The sequence below is a fragment of the Streptomyces sp. NPDC060000 genome (genome assembly GCF_042737375.1).
Lineage (GTDB): Bacteria > Actinomycetota > Actinomycetes > Streptomycetales > Streptomycetaceae > Streptomyces.
In genome coordinates this window covers 1-5804 of the sequence record NZ_JBHWUU010000164.1, presented here as the reverse complement: position 1 = coordinate 5804, position 5804 = coordinate 1, and the positions used below count along the sequence as shown (strand labels likewise).

The following is a 5804-nucleotide window of genomic DNA, read 5'->3' as shown; positions in this document are numbered from 1 at the left end:
AGATATCGCGGTCCAGGTCTGAGAAGGTGAGGCCGCCGGGGGCGAGCGGACGTCGGGCCGGGGCGGGTGCGGGCTCGGGCTCGGGCTCGGGCTCGGGCTCGGGCTCGCCGGGCGGCTGGCGGAAGTCGGCGCCCTGCTCGACCGGCATCAGCCGGCGCCCACCCGCCTGGGCGGGTACGGGAGCGTCGGAAGCGGGCTCGGAGAAGGCGGGCAGCGAGAGCGGTCGACGGTCGGCCGCGACGAACGCCCAGGTTCGGGGCGCCGAGTGCTCAGTATTCGCGAACTCAGGCGCTTTTGCACAAGTGGGACCAGTTCATCACCCGCGACCTCTGACCGCCCGCCAGCGGGCCGGGGCACCCAGGGTGCGCCCGGCCCAACCCCAGAACTCCCCGCCCGGCTCGGTCTGCATGCCCAGGGCCTTCGCGGCGCGGGCATGGTGGGCGCGCATGCGCTGTTCCGTGTTCGGATCAGGGGGAGGCGAGTACACCAGTAGCCTCCCTCAATCGGGTGGTATCCAGGCGACAGCGGCCCCGCGACGACGCGCAGTTACACGGTGTGGCCGACGGGTCGTGCTGTCAGCCGGCCAGGACAACCGGCTGCGGCGGTGTGCGTCCTGCGGCGACGGCCGCGACCAGGTCGGCGAGGCCTACGGGGTAGACCGTCTCCTGACCGGTGCGCAGTTCGGTCAGGGTCCACCAGCGGTGCTCGCGGATGTTGTCGGGCTGCGTCGCACGGGCCGGGTCGACATCGGCTGCGGAGACGCGGGTGAGGAAGTACAACTCCACCTGCCGTACTTCGCGCCCGCCGACCAGATGATCCTTGGTGCGCTCCGCGAGCTGGGGCCCGAGCTCGATCGCCTTCTCGTCGACGCCAAGCTCTTCACCCAGCTCACGGAGGGCTGCCGTGGCGTGGTCCTCACCCTGCTCCAGGGAGCCGCCAGGCGTCGCCCAGAAGTCGCCGTTCTCGTCGTAGCGCAGCAGCAGGACGCGGTCGTCTGCATCCATGACGATGGCGCGGGCTGCTTCCCTCAGTGGCGGCGTGGAGGTCGTCTTGCCTTCCATGTGGCAGCCCCCAGAGGGGGGTCAGGACCGTTCGACCAGGTATGGGCCGATGCACGCCGCGTCCAGGTCACAGGCCTGGAGGAGGGCGAGGGCGTGGGCTGGGGTTTCGACGATGGGTTCGCGGTCGTTGAAGGACGTGTTCAGGACGACGGGCACTCCGGTGAGCTGGTGGAAGTGCTCGATCAAGGCCCCGTACGCGGGGGCGGTGGCCGGGTCGAGGTCTGGACGCGGGCGGTGCCGTCGACGTGCACGACTGCGGCGATCATGTCGGCGTGGTCGGGGCGGACGGGCGGGGCGAGCAGCATGAACGGGCTGGGGACAGGTACTCAACGGTGAGCCGGATCAACGTGCCGTGCAGGATGGGGAGTTCGTCGAGCTGGGCGATCCAGGCATTGCGCCGAGTGAGGCGGGGATGGAGGCGGTCCCATGCCTGCGCGGTCGCAGTGCCGTAGCGGGTGGTGTCGGTGAGAGTGACGGCGTCGGGGTGTGCCAGGTGTCGGGCTTGGCCAGGGTGAAGGGAGCGCCATGCAGGCGCGGGCGGCCGCCCTTCGGGGTGGATCGGGCAGGGCCGGCGTCACGGGCGAGGACCCGGTCGGAACGCAGGCGGCCTACCAGCTCGACAAGCAGGCCGGCCAAGAGGTATGCGAGGCGGGGCGCGTCGTAGCCGGCGTCCGTCACGATCAGGATGTCCGGATCGCCACTCTTCCAGTGTCCGGCACGCGTGATCCGGGTGACGACCTCGCGCAGTTGGGTGGCGGTGATTTCGGCGGCGTCGTCTGCGGGGCCGAGCCGGACGGCGTCCAGCAGGGCCGTCCAGGAGGTCCGGCCCGTTTCCAGGGCGGCGACGAAGGAGTAGGGCCAGCCGGGCACGAGTTGGTCGCTGCTGCGGCCGGATCGGCCGTAGACGTGGCAGAACAGCCGGTCGGGACTGGTGGGGGCGTCGGGCCGCAGCCACGGGGAGACGTCGACCGCGAGCACGATCCGCCCGTCGTCCGCGCGGGGCGGCGGCATTGAGGCGAGCAGGTTGCGGAAGCGGGCCGGCTCCAGCCAGCCGGTGTTCAGCGCGGCGTACATCGCGCCGTGACCGCGCTGCATCTCGGCTGTCAGGGTCAGCTCCGGCAGTGAGGTGACCGGGCCGTCCGCGCACAACACCGCATCCGTCAGCTCGAAGAGCGCGTCCGCACGCGTGTACAGGCAGTCGTAGAAAGCGACCCGAAAGCGGGACAACACCAGGAAGGGATCGACCTTCGAGGGCTCGGCAGGCAGACTCGTCACAGCGGCCGTCCTTCACACTCCGTTACTCAACATCTCGAAGAGTGAAGGACGGTCGTCCCTGCTGTCCAATCAAGAGCAGGCCCGCAACCAGCAGGAACGCAGGCACCAGGCCACAACCAAGATCAATAAGCAACCACGTAAGCTACGCCACTGACGTTTGGAGGCGGCTTGTTGGTGTACGGGGTGGCGGCTGACCTGGTGTGTTGCTGGTCTGTTGGCCTCGATGAGCGCACGCGGGGGCCAATGGACGGAACGGCTGTGGCGTCTGGGTGACGGCCTATGCCGGGTGGGCGAGCGAACGATGCGGGTACTCCATGCTGAATGGAGAACGTTCCCCTGGTGAGGGGAAGTGTTTCTGTCCGGCGAAGCGGCGGCCGGTGCCTTATCGAGGGACTTTACGGACGCCGTGTCGCTGATAGCTTGGCCGTTCGGCGGCGTACCCGCTGCCCCACGCAGATCCTGCTCAGCCCTCCGTGCCACACGGCGGCTTGGCAGTCTGCTCTTATGTCCCTCCTGCGGTGTGTCCGTTCTGGCTGGGCCCGGGCAGGGCACCGGCTGTGCGTGCGCAGCTGCACATCCGGAGGCGCACCCTGGACGCGCGGTGAACCGGCGTCCCCCGTACCTGCTAAGGACCCGCCTGGGCAGAAGCGCAGGGCCTCTTGGCAGCCGGTGAGACCCAACGCCTTCCGGATCACCAAGAGACCCTGTCCGGGGCACGGTGTCAGGACGTGGTGGACAGCCGCGTCGACAGCTTCTTGCGGTAGGCGTCCAGGACTACCGCGACGATGATGACGGCGCCGGTCACCATCGTCCGCTGGAAGTCGGAGACGCCCATCAGCAGCAGGCCGTTGGTCAGGATGCCCAGGAGGCACGCGCCGAGCAGCGTCCCGATGACCGAACCACGGCCGCCGGTGAGGCTGGCCCCGCCGATCACCACGGCGGCGATCGCGTTCAGTTCGTAGCCCTGGCCCAGGATCGGGCTGGCGACACCGAGGCGTGCCATGTAGACGACGGCCGCCACACCGACGCAGAGCCCGCCGACGACGAAGCAGACCACCTTGATGTGCGTGGTCTTGTGCCCGGACAGGCGCACGGCCTCCTCGTTGTTGCCCGTCGCGTAGACCAGGCGTCCGAAGACGGTACGGGACAGGACGAACCACGCGCCGGCCACCATCAGCAGCGCGACCACGAAGACGGCCGGGGCTCCGGCGATGGTCGCGGTACCGAAGTCCGTCAACGCCGACGGAAGGCTGTAGATCGTCGCGGCGTGCGTGTACTGCTCTGCCGCTCCACGGGCCACGTAGAGCATCCCGAGGGTCACGATGAACGACGGGACGCGCCACCGCTCGGTGACCAGGCCGTTGACCAGGCCGCAGGCCGCACCGATCAGGACGCTGAGGACGATTGCCAGCGGGATCGCGCCCGCGCCGCCGTGCTCCATCGACGAGCCCGCCACCACCGCGCACAGTGCGATCACCGAGCCGACCGACAGGTCGATGCCGCCGACCAGGATGACGAACGTCATCCCGACGGCGAGAATCGTGTTGAGCGTGATCTGGGTCATGATGTCGCGGACGTTGCCGGTGGTGGCGAAGTGCGGCGCGGCGGCCAGGAAGAACACCGTGAGGGTTACCAGGGCCACGCCTATGCCGGCCTCGCCGAGCACCTGGCTCAGCAACCGGCTCGCACGGGGGTTGGCCCGTGCCACGCTGAGGGTTGTCATGCTGCCGTTCCGTTCTTGAGGTAGCCGGAGTAGGCGAGGGTGAGGATGCGCTCGGCGTCGAAGTCGGCGCGTGTCACCTCGCCTGCGACACGTCCGGCGGAGAAGACCACGATGCGGTCACAGATGCCGATCAGTTCGGGCAGGTCGGAGGAGACGACCAGGACGCCCTTGCCGTCGTCGGCCAGGTCCAGCAGGAGTTGGTGGATCTCATAGCGCGCACCGACGTCGATGCCGCGGGTCGGTTCATCGACGATCAGCAGGTCGGCGTCGGCGGCCAGCCAGCGGCCGAGGACGACTTTCTGCTGATTGCCCCCGGACAGTGCGCGGACCGCTTGCTCCGGGCCGGTGGCCTTGACACGCAGTTTCTCCGACAGCTCTCGGGCCGCGGCGATCTCGGCCCTGTGGCGCATCAGGCCCTTGCTGCTGACCCGGCTCATGCTGGCCAGGCTCATGTTTGCGGCGATCGACAGGTCCAGGACCAGGCCCTGGGCCTTGCGGTCCTCGGTGAGGAAACTGATGCCGTGCCGGACCGCGTCGCGCGGGTGGCTGATGCGCGTTTGCTTCCCGCGCACGGCGACGGTGCCGCCGGCCGGCGGGTCCGCGCCGAAGATGGCGCGCATCGCCTCGGTACGCCCGGACCCCACGAGGCCTGCGACGCCGACGACTTCACCGGCGCGTACCGTCAACGAGATCGGCGGCGTCCGGGAGGTGACCAGCAGGTCGGTGACTCGCAGCAGTTCCTCCCCCGCCGGCCGCTCGGAGACCGGCGGGTACTCGGCGGCCAGGTCGCGGCCGACCATCATCCGGACCAGCTCGCCGGTGTCCATCCCGGCTATCGGTCGGGCGGCGACGCTGGTGCCGTTACGCAGCACCGTGACGCGATCGCCGATCTCGAAGATCTCGTCGAGGTGGTGGGAGATGAAGACGATGGCGACGCCCTCGGCCTTGAGCCGGCGCATCACCTTGAACAGCGTCGCCGTCTCTCGCGGGGTGAGCGTCGCGGTCGGCTCATCCATGATCAGCAGTCGGCATTCGGTCGACAGCGCCCTGGCGATCTCGACCAGCTGCATCTGCGCGATGCCGAGACGGTCGACCCGGACGTCCGGCGAGACGTCGAGCCCTACCTGTTCGAGCAGGCCCTTCGCCCGCCGGCGCATGGCACCGCGGTCGACGACGCCGAAGCGGCGCGGCATGCGCTGGAGGAAGAGGTTCTCGGCCACGGTCAGGGCGGGCAGCAGGGCCAGTTCCTGGTGGACGACCTGGATACCCGCGCGCAGGGCGTCCGCGGAGCCGGACGGCCGGTGCGGTGATCCGGCCAGGACCATGGTCCCGGCGTCCGGGCGCTCGACGCCGGCCAGACACTTGACCAGCGTCGACTTGCCCGCACCGTTCTCGCCGATCAGGACGTGGATCTCCCCCGCGTCCACGCCGAGGTCGACGCCGTCCAGGGCCGCGACGCCCGGGTAGTGCTTGGTCAGGCCGGAGACCTGGAGAATGGGGCCGCCCGGTGGTGGTGATCCGCCCGCACCGGCGGTGACGGGGTCAGCGATGGCGGACATATCGGCCCGGTTCCTGTTCGGAGTTCATGATGCTCCCCTTAGTCTTGGGGCGTGCCGGGGTGGAGTCGCGTTGTCCCACAACACCCCCCCCCCGGTGCGCCGGGTTAGGGGAAGATACGGCGGCGACCAACAAAAACCGCGGAGTAGTACCCCCTGAAATAAAAAAAAAATAAACAGCCCACCACC

4 protein-coding genes and 2 pseudogenes are annotated in these 5804 nt (G+C 69.3%); all 6 read right to left on the bottom strand.

Annotation, left to right across the window (positions count from 1 at the left end; translation table 11 throughout):
- Positions 1-316 precede the first annotated feature (316 nt).
- Positions 317-448 carry a hypothetical protein gene (locus ACFWBB_RS42275; protein ID WP_385284540.1) on the bottom strand — a complete coding sequence of 44 codons (132 nt, stop codon included), beginning with the start codon at positions 446-448 and terminating at the stop codon, positions 317-319.
- A gap of 127 nt (positions 449-575) precedes the next feature.
- Positions 576-1061, bottom strand: a complete 486-nt coding sequence (locus tag ACFWBB_RS42270) for an NUDIX hydrolase (protein WP_385284537.1) — start codon at positions 1059-1061, stop codon at positions 576-578.
- Positions 1062-1082: 21 nt separating this feature from the next.
- Positions 1083-1327: pseudogene (locus ACFWBB_RS42265) on the bottom strand (carbamoyltransferase C-terminal domain-containing protein).
- A gap of 53 nt (positions 1328-1380) precedes the next feature.
- Positions 1381-2327: pseudogene (locus tag ACFWBB_RS42260) on the bottom strand (transposase); the annotation flags it as partial.
- Between the two features lie 730 nt (positions 2328-3057).
- Entirely contained in the window at positions 3058-4059 is a 1002-nt protein-coding gene (locus tag ACFWBB_RS42255; protein WP_385284533.1) for an ABC transporter permease, read from the bottom strand.
- Positions 4056-5618, bottom strand: coding sequence for a sugar ABC transporter ATP-binding protein (locus ACFWBB_RS42250; RefSeq protein ID WP_385284531.1), 1563 nt, complete (start codon positions 5616-5618; stop codon positions 4056-4058). Before ACFWBB_RS42250 ends, ACFWBB_RS42255 begins: the two co-directional genes overlap by 4 nt.
- Positions 5619-5804: the final 186 nt, after the last annotated feature.